Raw genomic sequence first — 14,695 nt, forward strand, 5'->3', positions numbered from 1 at the left:
CGTTGTCCGCAGGGGTTACGCCAGCTCCGCCGTCAGTGTGATCGTCGTCCCGGTCAGCGCCTGGCTCACCGGGCAGTTCTTCTTCGCGTCCTCCGCCAGCGCCTGGAACTTCTCCTCGTCCAGGCCCGGCACCTCGCCGCGCACGGTCAGATGGATGCCCGTGATGCCCTCGCCGGGCTGGAAGGTGACGTCCGCCTTGGTCTCCAGGCGGGTCGGTGGGTTGCCGGCCTTGGCCAGGCCGTTGGAGAAGGCCATCGAGAAGCAGGACGAGTGCGCGGCGGCGATCAGCTCCTCGGGGCTGGTCCGGCCGTCCGGCTGTTCGGCACGGGACGCCCAGGTGACGTCGTACGAGCCGAGCTTGGAGGAGTCGAGGGTGACGACACCGGAACCCTTGAGGAGGTCGCCCTGCCAGACGGTGTGGGCGTGACGCACGGTGGCCATGTGATCCCTTTCGCTGGGGTATGGCCCCAAGCTACTGCGCCACGAGCCCCTTCGCGTCCCGCGCGAGCGCGGTGAGCCGGGAGATCGCCCGGAAGTACTTCTTCTTGTACCCGCCGTTCAGCATGTCGTCGCTGAACAGCTTGTCGAAGGGGAGTCCGGAGGCGAGCACGGGTATCTCGCGGTCGTAGAGCCGGTCGGCCAGGACCACGAGCCGCAGCGCGGTCGACTGGTCGGGGACCGGCTGGACGTCGGTGAGGCAGACGGCCGTGAGCTCGTCGGTCAGCGCGCCGTACCGGCTCGGGTGAACCCTGGCCAGGTGTTCGAGCAGGTGGGGGAAGTCGTCGAGGGAGGCGCCCGGGGTCGCGTACGCGGTCTTCGTGACGACCTCGTCGGAGTACGGGGCGGGGGCCTCGGGCAGGCCGCGGTGGCGGTAGTCCTCGCCGTCGATCCGCAGCGGGCGGAAGTGCGCCGACAGGCCCTGGATCTCGCGCAGGAAGTCGGCGGCGGCGAAGCGGCCCTCGCCGAGCTTGCCGGGCAGGGTGTTGGAGGTGGCGGCGAGCGCCACGCCGTGCTCCACGAGGCGGCTGAGGAGCGAGGAGACCAGGACCGTGTCGCCCGGGTCGTCCAGCTCGAACTCGTCGATGCACAGCAGCCGGTGTCCGCTAAGCGTCTGCACGGTCTGCTGGAAGCCGAGCGCGCCCACCAGGTTCGTCAGCTCCACGAAGGTGCCGAACGCCTTGAGCGCCGGCTCGGCCGGGGTGGCGTGCCAGAGGGAGGCGAGCAGGTGCGTCTTGCCGACGCCGTAGCCGCCGTCCAGATAGACCCCGCGCGAGCCGGCCGCCGGGGCCTGCTTCTTCGGCGCCCTGGAGAACCAGCGGCGCTTGCCGGCGCCGGAGGCGTGGGCGCCGCCGAGCCCCTCGGCGAAGTCGGCGAGGACCTTGACCGCCTCGATCTGGCTGGGCTGGTTCGGGTCCGGTATGTACGTGTCGAAGCGCACCGAGTCGAACCGCGGCGGCGGCACCATCTCCGCCACCAGGCGGTCGGCGGGGACATGCGGCTCTCGCGAGCACAGCGAGAGCGGGGCCGCTGTGGTGGAAGAGGCTTCGGTTATGGCACGGGTCGACACAGTTCTCCACTGTAAGCGCCATGTCAGACTGCGAGGATGCGACGCCTGTTCCCTGTGACGGACATGACAGCCAGCGAGTCGGACAGGGAGTGGTCCCTCGACGAGCTCGCCGACGCCTACGCGTATCCGGCGGAAGCCGCCGCCCGCCCCTGGCTGCGCGCCAACATGGTCTCCTCGCTCGACGGGGCCGGCCAGCACGAAGGGCGCTCCCAGCCGCTCTCCTCCGAGACCGACATGCAGATCTTCGGGACGCTGCGCGGCCTCGCCGACGTCGTGGTGGTCGGCGCCGAGACCGTACGGTCCGAGGGTTACCGGCCGGCCCGGGCGCGGGAGGTCTTCGCGGCCCGCCGGGCGGCGGCCGGGCAGGGTCCGGCCCCGGTGATCGCCGTCGTGACGGCCTCCCTGGACCTGGATTTCTCGCTTCCGCTTTTCACCGAGCCCCTCGTCCCGACCCTGATCCTGACCGGTGCCGAGTCCTCGGCGGAGCGCCGGGCCGAGGCCGAGCGGGCGGGCGCCGAGGTGGTGATCGCGGGCGACGGGCCCGGGGTCGAGCCGGAGCGGGTGGTCGCGGCGCTCGCGGAGCGCGGGCTGCGGCGCCAGCTGACCGAGGGCGGCCCGCGCCTGCTCGGCCAGTTCGTGGCCGCCGGGGTGCTCGACGAGCTGTGCCTGAGCGTCTCGCCGACCATGACCGCCGGCACCGCGCAGCGGATCGCCGGAGGGCCCCCGGTCGCCGTTCCGAAACGCTTCGCCGTGGCGGCGGTGCTGGAGCAGGACGGCTTCCTCTTCACCCGCTACCTTCGGATCTGACAATCGCGGAATTTGTCGTTCCGCTTAGCGTTCGCTGGGCACAATCACTTCGCAGTCCCCGTGCGGGCACGGGGAAGGATGGTTTCCGCAGAAGGGCTCCTGAGGTGTTCACAAGCGTTCTGATGATCGAGAAGCCCCTCACGTCCGTCGACGTGGATTTCGTCACCACCCTGCACGGCGACGAGGGCGTGTCGTTCATCGTTCTGATGCAGCCGCGTGGTGACCAGGCCGATGTACTGCTGCGCGCCATCGACGACGTCGCCATGGGTGAGCTCAAGGAGGCGACCCGCGAGGGCGACAAGCCGGAGGGCAAGGAGGCGCGGCCGGTGGCCGAGCAGGCCCTGGAGGTCTCGCTGCAGGCGCTGAGAGCGGCCGGCTGCGAGGCGGTCGGACAGGTGGTCGAGAACCACCCCCTGGACAAGATGAAGACCGTGGTCGAGGAGTCCGCTGCCGACGAGGTGATCGTGCTGACCGCCCCGCACTACGTGGAGGAGTTCTTCCACCGCGACTGGGCCTCCCGTGCCCGGCACAAGGTCGGGGTCCCCGTCCTCAAGCTCTTCGCGCACAGCGAGTAGGGGCCGCGAGGCGACGGCCGGCCCGGGCGGCCCCGCCCGGGCCGGCCGGCCCGAACCACTAGGCTTGGCACTTCCAGGTTGCACGCATCCGTCACACGCATCCGTTACACCCAGGGGAGAGAACCGCATGGCACCCGCCATCCCTGCCGCCATGGAACGGCCGCACTTCATCGGCATCGGCGGTGCCGGAATGTCGGGCATCGCGAAGATCCTCGCCCAGCGCGGCGCCAAGGTCGCCGGCAGCGATGCCAAGGAGTCCGCGACGGCCGAGGCGCTGCGCGCCCTGGGTGCCACCGTGCACATCGGCCACGCCGCCGAGCACCTCGCCGACGACGCCTCCGCCGTCGTCGTCTCCAGCGCCATCCGCGCCGACAACCCCGAGCTGGCCCGCGCCGCCGAGCTGGGCATCCCGGTCGTGCACCGCTCCGACGCGCTCGCCTCCCTCATGGACGGCCTGAGCGCGATCGCCGTCGCCGGCACGCACGGCAAGACCACGACCACCTCCATGCTGGCCGTCGCCCTCACCGAGCTGGGCCTCGACCCCTCGTACGCCATCGGCGGCGACCTGGCCGGCCCGGGCACCAACGCCCGGCACGGCGAGGGCGAGGTCTTCGTCGCCGAGGCCGACGAAAGCGACCGCAGCTTCCAGAAGTACGACCCGACCGTGGCGATCGTCCTCAACGTCGAGCTGGACCACCACGCCAACTACGCGAACATGGACGAGATCTACGAGTCCTTCGAGGCGTTCGCCGCCAAGATCCGCCCCGGCGGCACGCTGGTCGTCGGCGAGCACCAGGGCGCGCGCGAGCTGGCCCGCCGGGTCGCCGGCCGCGAGGGTCTGACCGTGCTCACGGTCGGCGAGTCCGCGGACTCCGACGCCCGCATCCTGAAGATCGTCCCGAACGGGATGAAGAGCGAGGTCACCGTCGCCCTCGACGGCACCGAGCACACCTTCACCGTCTCCGTCCCGGGCCGCCACTACGCGCACAACGCCGCCGCCGCCCTCGCCGCCGGTTCCCGCGTGGGCATCGACCCGGCCGGGCTGGCCCAGGCGCTCACCGCCTACACCGGCGTCGGCCGCCGCCTCCAGCTCAAGGGCGAGGCCGCGGGCGTCCAGGTCATCGACTCGTACGCGCACCACCCCACCGAGATGACCGCCGACCTGGAGGCCATGCGCGGCGCCGCCGGGGCCTCCCGCCTGCTGGTCGTCTTCCAGCCGCACCTCTTCTCGCGCACCCAGGAGCTGGGCCGCGAGATGGGCGACGCGCTCGCGCTCGCCGACGCGTCCGTGGTCCTGGACATCTACCCGGCCCGCGAGGACCCGATCCCCGGCGTCACCAGCGAGCTGATCATCGCCGCGGCCCGTGCGGCGGGCGCCGACGTCACCGCCGTGCACGACAAGGCCACCGTGCCGGACGTGATCGCGGGAATGGCGAAGCCGGGCGACCTGGTTCTGACCATGGGCGCGGGTGACGTCACCGACCTGGGCCCGAGGATCCTGGACCGGCTTTCGCAGTAGGGAGCGACTCATGGCGTACGAGGTCGAGAAGACCGACGAGGAGTGGCAGGCCGAGCTGACTCCGTCGGAATACCAGGTGCTCCGGCTCGCCGGCACCGAGCCGGCGTTCCGCGGGGAGTACACGGACACCAAGACCAAGGGCGTCTACTCCTGCCGGGCCTGCGGCGCGGAGCTCTTCACGTCGAACGAGAAGTTCGAGTCGCACTGCGGCTGGCCGTCCTTCTACGACCCGAAGGACAGCGACGCCGTCGAGCTGCTCGCCGACACGTCCCACGGCATGATCCGCACCGAGGTGCGCTGCGCCCGCTGCGGGTCCCATCTGGGCCATGTCTTCGAGGGCGAGGGGTATCCGACCCCGACCGACCAGCGGTACTGCATCAACTCGATCTCGCTCCGGCTGGAGCCGGACGAGAGCTGACAACCATGCCCCATCACCTGAGCCGACCGGCGCCACGCGCGCCGGTCGGCTCAGCTGTTTTCAGCCACGGCGCCGGCGGCCTCGCACTCCGGGCACAGCCCGCGGTAGGTGACCTCGGCCTCCGTCACCGTGAAGCCGAACCGCTCCGCCTCCGGCAGTCCGTCCAGCGGGTCGCCCGCCGGATGCACGTCCCGTACGGTCCCGCAGCCGGCGCAGACCAGGTGCTGGTGCTCGCGGTGCGCGTTGGGGTCGTAGCGCTTGGCCCGGCCGACGCCGGAGACCTCGATCACCTCGCCGAGCGCGACGAGTTCGCCCAGCGTGTTGTACACCGTCGCGCGCGAGATCTCCGGCAGTCTCTCGGTGGCGCGCGCGAGCACCTCGTCCGCGGTGAGGTGGATGTGCTCGCCGTCGAGGACCTCGGCGACCACGCGCCGCTGGGCGGTCATCCGCCAGCCACGACCGCGAAGCCGTTCCAGCAGGTTGCTCATGGTCACCAGCCTTGCTGTGTGAGTAATCCGTATGAGTCCGGCTGTCATATTGACTTGGACTGTGTCCACAATAGGATCGACTCCAGTAGTAGCCAAGAGCAAGAGGGTGCGTCCGCACCGACGCCTCAGCAGTTCCCGAGCTCCGTGATCCGAATGGTTCGGAAGGAAACACCGATGTCTGAGCAGAAGCACGATCCACTTGTCACCGAGGACGAGGCGGCGACGGAGAGCACCGGCGGCTGCCCGGTCGCGCACGGCCGCGCCCCGCACCCGACGCAGGGCGGCGGCAACCGCCAGTGGTGGCCGGACCGGCTCAATCTGAAGATCCTCGCCAAGAACCCCGCCGTGGCGAACCCGCTCGGTGAGGAGTTCGACTACGCCGCCGCGTTCGAGGCCCTCGACCTCGCGGCCGTGAAGCGGGACATCGCCGAGGTGCTCACCACCTCGCAGGAGTGGTGGCCGGCCGACTTCGGCAACTACGGCCCGCTGATGATCCGCATGGCCTGGCACAGCGCCGGCACCTACCGCATCAGCGACGGCCGCGGCGGCGCCGGCGGCGGCCAGCAGCGCTTCGCGCCGCTGAACAGCTGGCCGGACAACGCGAGCCTGGACAAGGCCCGCCGTCTGCTGTGGCCGGTCAAGAAGAAGTACGGCAAGGCCATCTCCTGGGCCGACCTGATGATCCTCACCGGCAACGTGGCCCTGGAGACGATGGGCTTCAAGACCTTCGGCTTCGGCGGCGGCCGCGTCGACGAGTGGGAGCCGGACGAGGACGTCTACTGGGGCCCCGAGACCGAGTGGCTCGCCGACGAGCGCTACAGCGGCGACCGCGAGCTGGAGAACCCGCTCGCCGCGGTCCAGATGGGCCTCATCTACGTCAACCCCGAGGGCCCCAACGGCAACCCGGACCCGATCGCCGCGGCCCGCGACATCCGCGAGACCTTCGGCCGGATGGCGATGAACGACGAGGAGACCGTCGCCCTCATCGCGGGTGGCCACACCTTCGGCAAGACCCACGGTGCCGGCCCGGCCGACCACGTCGGCGCCGACCCCGAGGCCGCGCCGATCGAGCAGCTCGGCCTCGGCTGGAAGAGCAGCTACGGCACGGGCGTCGGCAAGGACGCCATCACGTCCGGCCTCGAGGTCACCTGGACCGAGACCCCGACCCAGTGGGGCAACGGGTTCTTCAAGAACCTCTTCGAGTACGAGTACGAGCTCAGCAAGAGCCCGGCCGGCGCCCACCAGTGGATCGCCAAGGACGCCCCGGAGGTCATCCCGGACGCGTTCGACTCGTCGAAGAAGCACCGCCCGACGATGCTCACCACCGACCTGTCGCTCAAGCTCGACCCGATCTACGGGCCGATCTCGCGCCGTTTCTACGAGAACCCGGAGCAGTTCCAGGACGCCTTCGCCCGCGCCTGGTACAAGCTCACCCACCGCGACATGGGCCCCGTCGTGCGCTACCTCGGCCCCGAGGTCCCGAGCGAGGAGCTGCTCTGGCAGGACCCGCTGCCGGCGCGTGACGGCGAGCTGGTCGACGCCGCCGACCTGGCCTCCCTCAAGGAGCAGATCCTCGGCTCCGGCCTGACCGTCACCCAGCTCGTGGGTGCCGCCTGGGCCGCCGCCAGCTCCTTCCGCGGCAGCGACAAGCGTGGTGGCGCCAACGGTGGCCGTATCCGCCTGGAGCCGCAGCGCAACTGGGAGGTCAACAACCCCGACGAGCTCGCCCAGGTCCTCCGCGTCCTGGAGGGCGTGCAGGAGTCCTTCAACTCCGCCCAGACCGGCGGCAAGAAGGTCTCCATCGCCGACCTGGTCGTCCTCGCGGGCACCGCGGCCGTCGAGAAGGCCGCCAAGGACGCCGGCTTCGCCGTCGAGGTCCCGTTCTCGGCCGGCCGTGTCGACGCCACCGCCGAGCAGACGGACGTCGAGTCCTTCGCCGCCCTGGAGCCGAAGGCGGACGGCTTCCGCAACTACGTGGGCAAGGGCCAGCGCCTCCCCGCCGAGTACCTCCTCGTCGACAAGGCGAACCTGCTGAACCTCTCCGCCCCGGAGATGACGGTCCTCGTCGGCGGCCTGCGCGTCCTCGGCGTGACCCAGCCGCAGACGCAGCACGGTGTCCTCACCGAGACGCCGGGCAAGCTGACGAACGACTTCTTCGTCAACCTGCTGGACCTCGACACGAACTGGACGTCCACCTCCGACGACCAGACCACGTTCGAGGCCCGCGACGCGGCCGGCACCGTCAAGTGGACCGGCACCCGCGCCGACCTGGTCTTCGGCGCCAACGCCGAGCTGCGCGCGGTGGCCGAGGTCTACGCCTCGGACGACGCGAAGGAGAAGTTCGTGAAGGACTTCGTCGCGGCATGGACCAAGGTCATGGACCTGGACCGGTTCGACCTGCGCTGATCGCCTGTTTGATCGCCTGACCAGTGCATGAGAAGGCCCCGGGCGGGAAACCGCCTGGGGCCTTCGGCGCTGCGGGCAGCCAACTCCTTCGCCCCCCGTGCGGGCCCGGCCCCGGATCAGCCGACCGTCAGGACGATCTTGCCGGTGGTACGGCCCTGCTCGCCGATCTCGTGAGCGCGCGCGGCCTCGGCCAGCGGAAGGACCGTCTCCACGACAGGCCTCAGCGCGCCCTGCTCCACCAGCCGGGCGATCTCACGCAGGCCCAGGTGATCCGGCTCGACCAGCACCCACACCGCCCGCACCCCGTCCTGCGCGGCGGGCACGTCGTCCGGGCCGGGCAGGGTGATCAGCCGGCCGCCGTCCCGGAGCACCTTCAGGGAACGCTCGGCCGTCTCGCCGCCGAGTCCGTCCAGGACGACGTCGACGTCGGTCACGACGTCCTCGAACCGCACCGAGCGGTAGTCGATCACCTCGTCCGCGCCCAGCCGCCGCACCAGGTCGTGCTTGCCGGCGCTGGCCGTGCCGATGACGTACGCGCCGCGGGCCTTGGCGATCTGCACCGCGAAGTGGCCGACTCCGCCGGCCGCCGCGTGCACCAGCACCCGCTCGCCGGGCCGCACGGCCGCCGTGTCCACCAGGGCCTGCCAGGCGGTCAGCGCCGCGAGCGGCAGCGCCGCCGCCTCCACGTGCGTCAGGCCCGCCGGCTTCGGCGCGAGGTGCCGGGCCGGCGCCACGACGTACTCGGCGTAGCCGCCCGCCTGGCGCGGGAACAGCGGCATCCCGAAGACCTCGTCGCCGGGACGGAACACTCCCACCCCCGGCCCGACGGCCTCGACCGTGCCGGACACGTCCCAGCCCACCGCGGGCACGGTGCCCCACTCGATGAGCGCTCCGCCGGCGCGGGTCTTCCAGTCCACCGGGTTCACCCCGGCCGCGTGCACCCGCACCAGGACCTCGTTCAGTCCCGGCTGCGGGCGCTCGACCTCACGCTCGACGAGGTTTTCGGGTCCGCCCCACTGCTCCACGACCATCGCACGCATGCTGTTCCGCCAAGTCCTTCGTCTCGATCGGCTGGATCATCTCGATCAGCTCGTCGCCGGGAGTTCCGGCGCGACGCAGTCCACGGTGCGGCATCCGCGCCCACGACGGTGTTGGCCGTCTGGCCAGGATGTGTCAGGATCTGGCCAGGGGGATGTCGGCCATGAGGATGTGGCCATGACGATCTGGGCGTGAGGATCTGGGTGATGAGGATCTGGGCATGACCGGCAGGCGACGGCGCCCGGCGGCCGACGACGGCCGGGACCGGACCCCGGGGACACCCCGGCGGCACCGGATCGCCGTGCTCGCCCTGCCCGGGGTGCCGCCCTTCGAGCTCGGCATCCCCTCCCGGGTCTTCGCCAGCGTGGAGGACGCCGAGGGCCGTCCGCTCTACGACGTCACCGTCTGCACCGCGGACGGCGGCCCCGTGCTCAGCGACGCCGGCTTCACCGTGCAGCCCGCGGCCGGCCCCGAGGCCCTGGCCTCCGCCGACACCGTGATCGTCCCGCCCACGCACGCCATGCCCGAGCTGGGCCGTGGCGGACCCCTGCCCCCCGACGTCGCCGCGGCCATCGCCGGCGTCCGGCCCGGCGCCCGCCTGGTCTCCATCTGCACCGGGTCCTACGTGCTCGCCGCGGCGGGGCTGCTCGACGGCCGGCCGGCCACCACCCACTGGAACCTGGCCCCCGAGTTCCGCCGCGCCTACCCCGAGGTCAAGGTCGACGAGGACGTCCTCTTCGTCGACGACGGCGACGTGCTCACCTCCGCGGGCGTGGCCGCCGGCGTCGATCTGTGCCTGCACATGATCCGCCGTGACCACGGAGCGGCGGCCGCGAACCGGGCCGCCCGCATGTGCGTCGTGCCGCCCTGGCGGGACGGCGGGCAGGCCCAGTACATCGACCGTCCGGTCCCCGACCCCACGGTGGCCAGCACCACGGCCACCCGCGCCTGGGCCCTGGAACACCTGGGCGAACCGCTCTCCCTCGCCCAGCTCGCCGAGCACGCCCGGATGAGTCTGCGGTCCTTCACCAGGCGATTCCGCGACGAGGTCGGCATGACGCCGGTGCAGTGGCTCACCGCGCAACGCCTGGAACTGGCCAAGCAGCTGCTTGAGACCACCGACCTGCCGATCGACCTGGTCGCGCACCGAGCCGGTTTCGGCTCCGCGAACTCCCTGCGCGCCCACATGAGAACGGCCTTCGGCGTCTCACCCGCCGCCTACCGTCGTACCTTCAGCCCCCATGACGTCGCCGAGGCGCCAGAGAGCGCCTGATCCGGCCAGGGGGGCAGGGGTACGGGGACGGGTACGGGTTGCGGGTACGCGTGACGCGTTACGGGTGCGGGTCAGTGGACGGAGAAGCCGCCGTCCACGAAGATCGCCTGCCCGGTCACGTAGGCGGAGGCCCGGCTCGCCAGGAACACGGCCGCGCCCTCGAAGTCCTCGGCCAGCCCGTTGCGGCCGACCATCGTGCGGGCGGCCAGCGCCGCGACCTTCTCCGGGTCGGAGGAGAGCCGCTGGTTCAGCGGCGTCATCACGAAGCCCGGGACCAGGGTGTTGGCGGTCACGCCGTACGGGGACCACGCCTCGGCCTGCGAACGCGCGAGCGCCTCCAGGCCGCCCTTCGACACCCCGTACGCGCCCGAGTTCACGAAGGCCCTGTGCGCCTGCTGGGACGTGATGTGGATGAACCGCCCGAAGCCGCGCTCGGCCATGCCGGGACCGAAGCGCTGCCCGAGCAGGAACGGCGCGTCCAGGTTCACCGCCATGGTCCGGTCCCAGACCTCGTCGCTCAGCTCCGACAGCGGCGGACGCAGGTTGATCCCGGCCGAGTTGACGACGATGTCCGGCTCGGCGCCCAGCGCCCGTACGGCATCCTCGGCCGCCGCCCGCACGCCCTCGCGCGTGCCGAGATCCCCGCTCACCCAGTCCGCCCGGCCGCCCAGGGCCGTCAGCTCGTCGACGGCCGCCTTCAGCTCCGCCTCGCGCCGCGCCACGATCACGACATGCGCACCGGCGCCCGCGAGGGCCCGCGCCATGGCCTTGCCGATGCCGGAACTGCCGCCGGTGACAAGGGCGGTGCGGCCGGAGAGGGAGAACAGGTCGTCCAGGTACGTCATTCGGATCTCCTCGCAGTGATGTTCGCATCCTGGCACACCGCATGATGCCGCCGTCCGAGGTGTTCGCGGCGATGTCACGTTCCCGAACGGTGGTCCGTCCTCTAGATGTCGGACGACATGTCGGAAGGCCGACACGAACGAAAGGCACGGCCATGACCACGATCCTGGTGACCGGCGGGACCGGTACCCTCGGGCGGCTCGTCACCGCGCGGCTGCGCGCCGAGGGCCACGAGGTGCGCGTACTGAGTCGCCGCTCCCAGCCGTACGCCGTCGACCTGCGCGAGGGCGGGCCCGGTCTGGACGCGGCGCTCACGGGCGTGGACACCGTCGTGCACTGTGCCAGCACCCAGACGGGTGGCGACGAGAAGGCCGCGCGGCATCTCGTCGACGCGGCGCGGCGGGCCGGGGTGCGGCACCTGCTCTACATCTCGATCGTCGGCGTCGACCGGGTGCCGTTCCGGTACTACAAGGCCAAGCTCGCCGTCGAACGGATCGTCGAGGAGTCCGGGCTCGGGTACACGATCCTGCGCACGACCCAGTTCCACGACCTCGTCCTGCGAGTCCTGGAGATGTCGGCCAAGCTTCCCGTGATGCTGCTCCCGGCGGACGTCCCCGACCAGCCCATCGAGGTGGCCGAGGTCGCCGACCGCCTCGCCGCGCTGGCGGAAGCCGAGCCCGCGGGCCGCGTCCCGGACATGGGCGGCCCCGAGGTGCGTACCTTCCGCGACCTGGCCGCCGCCTACCTGCGCGCGAGCGGCAAGCGCCGTACCGTCCTGAACGCCCCGCTCGCGGGCCGGACCTACCGCGCCTTCCGGGCCGGCGGCCACCTCGCGCCCGACCGGGCCGACGGCCGCGTCACCTTCGAGGAGTTCCTGGCGACGCGACCGGGCGCGAAGACGGCCCGCTAGCGCGGACCGGGCCCCGGCCTCAGCGGAACTCGCGTACGACCTCGATCGCGCCCACGATGTGCGCGTTGAACTCCTCCAGCTCCTCCGCCGGCACCCACAGCTCCAGGATCGTCTCGCCCCCGGCCTGCCGGACCGGGTAGCGGGCCAGGAAGTCGCTGTCGACCTCGAACCGCGTCACGTAACCGACGCCGCTGTGCGGGACGTTCCAGTCCCGCGCGATGCGGATCGCGTAGTCCTCGTTCAGGACGGGGTAGAAGATCGGCTGCTCCGGCAGCCGCGGCGGCCACGCCCGCCATCCCGACGCGCGCACGAGCTCCAGCTCCTCAGGGCCCGTGGGGCGCCAGAGGGTGGTGGTCGCGCGTCGGCGGCTGGTCATGGTTTCGCTCTCTCTCGGGTCCGTGTGCCTGTGAAGGCGGTGGCCGCCGACCGTACCCCTGGGGTCGGCGTGGCGGCCACCGGGTTTCACGCTTACGCCGCCGGCGCCCTGAAGTGGCAGTTCGTCGAGATCGGAGACGTGGTCGTGCCGTCCGTGGTGCGGACGCGCCAGCCGTAGTCGTGGCCCGGGACGAGCTGGGGGACCGGGACGGAGACGGTGCCCTGGCCGCGGACCTTCGTGCTGGCCGAGCCCGCCTCGCCCATGGTGATGGGCTGCGGCCGGGTGCTGTCCGTGTTGTCCCAGATCGAGAACTCGGCCCAGACCTCCTTCGACGGGTCCGGGTGCCTGACCGTGGCCGTCAGTGTCGGGGTGAGCGTGGTCGCCGTGCCGTAGTCGGCGCCGAAGGGGTCGACGTTCTGGTGGCAGCCCTGCGAGGACGGCTCGCCGGGGACGCCCCGCAGCGCCGTGTTCCGGCCGGTGGGGGCCGTCAGCCCGACGGCGTACGAGGCGATCTGGTCGTCGCGCAGCGGGTGGTCGAACGCCGCCGCGCGCTGCACGAAACCGTTGAAGAACGCGTTGCCCGCCCCCTTCACCTTGTCGCGGCCCACGACGAACGGGCCCGTGGCGGCCCAGCGGTCGGCTTCGGCGTGGACGGCCGTGGCCTTCTTCACGCCGTCGACGTAGAGGGCGACCGTGCCCGCGGTCGCGTCGTACACGCCCGTGAGCTGCGTCCACGTGCCGGTCGCGGCGGCGGGGGCGATGGCCTGGTCGACGCTCCAGGTGGCGCTGTCGGCCTTCGGCAGGGCGAAGCGCCAGGTGCCGTCGCCCGCGTTGTAGAAGAGCATCATCCCGCTGATCGTCGTCCCGTCCTGGGACAGCACGACCCCCGTGCCCGCGCCCGGGTTCACCTTCGCCCAGGCGGAGACGGTGAAGCCGCGGGTGGTGTCCACGGCGGGGCCGGACGCGGTCACGGCGCCGGTCGAACCGTCCAGCGCCAGCGCCCCGCCGTGCTCGCCCGGCGCCCAGGAGGCACCGCCCGACAGCGCCCCGCCGCCGGATCCTTCCGGGCTGCCGTCGAGCCGCCACGACAGCGCGGCGCCGCCCTGCGTGTAGCCGTACAGCGGGGTGTGGTCGGAGTAGCCGGTCGCGCCGGGCGTGCAGGGGTTGGTGACGGTCGTCGGTGTCGCGTTCGTACAGGTCGGCTGGACCGAGAGACGGTAGTCCGTCTGGTCGGAGAAGTCGGTCCGGGAGTCACAGCCGGTGAAGCCGTCGGTGGCGAAGAGGTAGTCGATCTTCGAGGTGAGGTATCCGGCGTACGACAGGATCCCGCCGTTCGCGTCGGTCGTCACGCCGTCGAGCGTGAACTTCGTGGGCTCGTTGGAGGCGTCGCCGGGGTAGTACGACCGCTGGTCGCACTCCGACATCAGGCTGTAGAGCGGCTGGAGCCGGTCCTGGAGCCGGGTGTTGAAGTCACCGCCGAGCACGACGGACGGGAACTTCCCGACCACGCCCGCGATCGTCGCGATCTGGTCGCTGTAGTACTGGTCGGCCTGCGCCTGGGTCAGTTTCGCCGGGACGTCCGCGCCGAAGTTGGAGACGTGCGTCGTGCACACGTGGTTCTCCCATCCGGCCACCTCCACGCACAGCACGGTGCCGCGGTCCATCGACAGACCGAGCGGAGTGGTGAAGTCCGTCTCGGTCTTCCACGTCATCCGGCCCTTGACGCCGATGGCCACACCCAGCGTGCCGGTCAGCGAGCCGCGGCACTTCGAGCCCTGCGAGTCGATGAACTCGATTCCCGGCTGCTCGGTCTGGTACGCGTCCCCGGGGCGCGTCACGCCGGCGAGCGCGAACGTCCAGTCGGAGCCGGGATCGTCGGCCTCCAGCTTCGCCTCCAGCGGGGCCAGGTGGCTGACCGAGCACACCTCCTGGAGCATGACCACGTTGAGGTCACGGTCCTTGACCAGCTGGGCGATGCCCTCGATCTTCTTGCCGGGCACGTTGCGGTACGGGCAGTAGCCGGCGTCCGAGGCCACCCGGCCGCCCGCCTCGCCGCACAGGTTCCAGGTCATCGCCCGGACCGACTCCCGGGTGTGGGCCGTGCCCGCCGCGTCCCCCGGTGTCGTCGTGACCGCCGCGGCGGGTGCCGTCTGTCCCCCGAGCAGGACGACGGCCGCGAGGAGGGCCGTCAGGAGGTGCAGCCCACGGGCCGCGATTCTTCTCATGTGTCGTCACTTACCGGCGGACCTGTGGGGGTCCGCGCCTCCCCCCGCCCCGAGTCCGGGGCAGCGGTCACGACTCTGCCATCCGCATCGGCGCAGGTCGAGGCAGTTCTGGGCGCCCCCGCCCGGGCCGAGCCGCGGGGGGGGGGCCCCCCCCCGGGGGGGGGGGCGCCCCGCCCGGGGGGGGGGGGGGCAGGGCCAGCGGGCGGGGCTGGGGGGGGGGGGGGGCCCGCCGGCCCGGGGCGGGCCGGCG

The 14,695-nt window shown here is 71.9% G+C and carries 14 protein-coding genes; 7 read left to right on the forward strand and 7 right to left on the reverse strand.

Translation table 11 applies throughout. From position 1 onward, the window contains the following. Positions 1-15: 15 nt before the first annotated feature. Positions 16-441, reverse strand: a complete 426-nt coding sequence (locus ACIRSU_RS31080) for an OsmC family protein (RefSeq protein WP_403799168.1) — start codon at positions 439-441, stop codon at positions 16-18. A gap of 31 nt (positions 442-472) precedes the next feature. Further along, positions 473-1,567 (reverse strand): cell division protein ZapE, encoded by a 1,095-nt coding sequence (gene zapE, locus ACIRSU_RS31085; protein ID WP_403799170.1) that lies wholly within the window; start codon positions 1,565-1,567, stop codon positions 473-475. A 36-nt stretch (positions 1,568-1,603) separates the two neighbouring features. Between zapE and ACIRSU_RS31090 the strand changes: the two genes are divergently transcribed. The 4 genes from ACIRSU_RS31090 (at position 1,604) to msrB (ending at position 4,886) form a co-directional block, all read left to right on the forward strand. Beyond that, a complete protein-coding gene (locus ACIRSU_RS31090; RefSeq protein ID WP_403799172.1) occupies positions 1,604-2,374 on the forward strand; it encodes a pyrimidine reductase family protein in 771 nt (256 codons plus the stop codon). Positions 2,375-2,478: 104 nt separating this feature from the next. Next, positions 2,479-2,949 (forward strand): indole-3-glycerol phosphate synthase, encoded by a 471-nt coding sequence (locus tag ACIRSU_RS31095; protein ID WP_403799175.1) that lies wholly within the window; start codon positions 2,479-2,481, stop codon positions 2,947-2,949. A gap of 127 nt (positions 2,950-3,076) precedes the next feature. Beyond that, positions 3,077-4,468 carry a UDP-N-acetylmuramate--L-alanine ligase gene (murC, locus tag ACIRSU_RS31100; RefSeq protein ID WP_403799178.1) on the forward strand — a complete coding sequence of 464 codons (1,392 nt, stop codon included), beginning with the start codon at positions 3,077-3,079 and terminating at the stop codon, positions 4,466-4,468. A gap of 10 nt (positions 4,469-4,478) precedes the next feature. Further along, positions 4,479-4,886 (forward strand): peptide-methionine (R)-S-oxide reductase MsrB, encoded by a 408-nt coding sequence (msrB, locus tag ACIRSU_RS31105; RefSeq protein WP_403799181.1) that lies wholly within the window; start codon positions 4,479-4,481, stop codon positions 4,884-4,886. A 50-nt stretch (positions 4,887-4,936) separates the two neighbouring features. Here msrB and ACIRSU_RS31110 read toward each other — a convergent pair whose 3' ends face one another. Next, positions 4,937-5,374 carry a Fur family transcriptional regulator gene (locus ACIRSU_RS31110; protein WP_403799184.1) on the reverse strand — a complete coding sequence of 146 codons (438 nt, stop codon included), beginning with the start codon at positions 5,372-5,374 and terminating at the stop codon, positions 4,937-4,939. A gap of 174 nt (positions 5,375-5,548) precedes the next feature. On the opposite strand from ACIRSU_RS31110, the gene katG reads away from it, so the two are divergent. Beyond that, complete coding sequence (gene katG / locus ACIRSU_RS31115) at positions 5,549-7,780, forward strand: catalase/peroxidase HPI (RefSeq protein ID WP_403799188.1); 2,232 nt, start codon at positions 5,549-5,551, stop codon at positions 7,778-7,780. A gap of 116 nt (positions 7,781-7,896) precedes the next feature. Here katG and ACIRSU_RS31120 read toward each other — a convergent pair whose 3' ends face one another. Beyond that, positions 7,897-8,820: an NADP-dependent oxidoreductase gene (locus ACIRSU_RS31120; RefSeq protein WP_403799191.1), complete on the reverse strand. Its 924-nt coding sequence runs from the start codon at positions 8,818-8,820 to the stop codon at positions 7,897-7,899. A gap of 218 nt (positions 8,821-9,038) precedes the next feature. On the opposite strand from ACIRSU_RS31120, the gene ACIRSU_RS31125 reads away from it, so the two are divergent. Next, entirely contained in the window at positions 9,039-10,091 is a 1,053-nt protein-coding gene (locus ACIRSU_RS31125) for a GlxA family transcriptional regulator (protein WP_403799194.1), read from the forward strand. Positions 10,092-10,162: 71 nt separating this feature from the next. Here the strand turns inward: ACIRSU_RS31125 and ACIRSU_RS31130 are convergent, their stop codons facing one another. Next, on the reverse strand, positions 10,163-10,936 hold the full coding sequence (locus tag ACIRSU_RS31130) for an SDR family NAD(P)-dependent oxidoreductase (protein WP_403799197.1): 774 nt from the start codon (positions 10,934-10,936) through the stop codon (positions 10,163-10,165). 152 nt (positions 10,937-11,088) lie between these two features. Between ACIRSU_RS31130 and ACIRSU_RS31135 the strand changes: the two genes are divergently transcribed. Beyond that, positions 11,089-11,844 carry an SDR family oxidoreductase gene (locus tag ACIRSU_RS31135; protein WP_403799200.1) on the forward strand — a complete coding sequence of 252 codons (756 nt, stop codon included), beginning with the start codon at positions 11,089-11,091 and terminating at the stop codon, positions 11,842-11,844. A gap of 19 nt (positions 11,845-11,863) precedes the next feature. Here the strand turns inward: ACIRSU_RS31135 and ACIRSU_RS31140 are convergent, their stop codons facing one another. Further along, complete coding sequence (locus ACIRSU_RS31140) at positions 11,864-12,220, reverse strand: hypothetical protein (RefSeq protein WP_403799203.1); 357 nt, start codon at positions 12,218-12,220, stop codon at positions 11,864-11,866. A gap of 92 nt (positions 12,221-12,312) precedes the next feature. Beyond that, the gene (locus tag ACIRSU_RS31145) at positions 12,313-14,445 is read right to left on the reverse strand and encodes a LamG-like jellyroll fold domain-containing protein (protein WP_403799206.1); all 2,133 of its coding nucleotides are present in this window, start codon (positions 14,443-14,445) and stop codon (positions 12,313-12,315) included. Between the last annotated feature and the right edge of the window lie 250 nt (positions 14,446-14,695).

This window comes from Streptomyces sp. NPDC101160, from assembly GCF_044768205.1.
In the GTDB taxonomy this organism is placed as follows: Bacteria; Actinomycetota; Actinomycetes; order Streptomycetales; family Streptomycetaceae; genus Streptomyces.